The sequence below is a fragment of the Campylobacter sp. RM19072 genome (assembly GCF_024723485.1).
Classification (GTDB): Bacteria; Campylobacterota; Campylobacteria; order Campylobacterales; family Campylobacteraceae; genus Campylobacter; species Campylobacter porcelli.
Genome location: NZ_JANQCU010000042.1, coordinates 1 through 1557, shown reverse-complemented (window position 1 = coordinate 1557; position 1557 = coordinate 1). Strand labels below are relative to the sequence as shown.

The following is a 1557-nucleotide window of genomic DNA, read 5'->3' as shown; positions in this document are numbered from 1 at the left end:
ACTTCGCACGGCAAATTTTAATTTCGCAATGGAGCCAAACCCAGCTTTACCACCAAATTCCGCAAAAAATAAATAAAAATAAACAAAAATATATTAATATTAAATTTACTTATATACTAAACTTTTTAAGCCAAAATTCATTTTTTTTTTTTACAATTACGCCTATTTTATTTTTAGTCTATTTCCCACTGCCTTTTAAGCATTTGCGTGAAATATTCTTATTTTACACTGAAAGGCTAATCATGTTTAGCAAACTTAAACTTGGCACAAAGACTATCGCCTCTATAGTATCTATAGTGGTATTTTGTCTAGCAATTATGAGTTGGGTAATTATATCTATTACCTCAAACATTCAAACCCATGAGGCTAAAAAGCTTTTAGAGAGCATATCTGATAGCGATTCGAATTTAGCCGATTCATTCTTGTCTCAAATGTATATAGCCATAGAGAGCAATGCAGAGCACTTTGAGAAACTCTTGCAATCAAGAGCTAGTGAAAGAGAGTTAGAAAATGAGCTAATGGGAACTATAGATTCTGCTGGAGAGGCATTGTATGGCTACTTATACATACTTGACCCATACTACACAGATAATATACAAAATCCCAAATTTAAGCTAAATAACTCTAAATTACTAATCCTACAAACAGATGATGATCTACTTGGTGTAGGCGGTATGAGAACTATTCAAGCAGATAATAATATAAATAATCTAGAGGGGCTAAATACAGCTATCCGCACAGGCAAAGTAGCCATAGGCAATCCAGTTATACTAAATATAGAAAACTCAACAAAAGCTGTCCTTAGTATGAATATCCCTTTAAAAGATAAAAATGGTCAAGTAATAGCAGTCCTAGGCCTCCTAGCAGATTTACGAAGTATTTCAGCAGAAATGAATAGTCCAGATCGTAGAATATTCGAAGGAACTCAAATTTTTGTAATAAATAGCAACGGAGTTGTAGCTGTAGATATAGATGCTAAATATATAGGAAGCAATCTACAATCTATCAATAAAGACGCTAGCGCAATCCAAATGATACAAGCGGTAAAAAATAGAGATTCAGGAATATTTGAGTACTACTCAGTATCAGGCGTGAAAAATTTAGCCGCCCTAAAAACAATCTCAATTGCAAGGGGTAGCACTACATTTGGCGTTGTCGCAGCTGCTCCAGAAAGCTCAGTTTTAGCACCAGTTAGAGAGCTAATATTTGATATCATAATTGGCGTTATCATAACTTCAATTATCATCGCTCTATTTGTATTTTACTACATAAATGTAGGTGTAGTCCGAAGAATCCAAAGTATATCAAATCTACTATTTGGCTTCTTTAAATTCCTAAATCACGAGAGCAAAACTCCACCAGCATATCTACAACCAAAAGCTGAAGATGAGATAGGCATAATGGCTATAGAGTTAAACCGCAATATCAAAAAAATCCAAGATGGAATAAACCAAGACAATCAAGCTGTCAAATCAGCCATACAAACCGCGAGTTTAGTAGAAGGTGGTAATCTCCACTCTAGAATTGAGGAAAACCCAAATAACCCAGCCCTAAAAG

1 protein-coding gene is annotated in these 1557 nt (G+C 34.5%); it reads left to right on the top strand.

The genetic code is table 11. From position 1 onward, the window contains the following. Positions 1–242 precede the first annotated feature (242 nt). A partial coding sequence (locus tag CSUIS19072_RS08340) for a hypothetical protein (RefSeq protein WP_337212264.1) occupies positions 243–1557 on the top strand: 1315 nt, incomplete at its 3' end.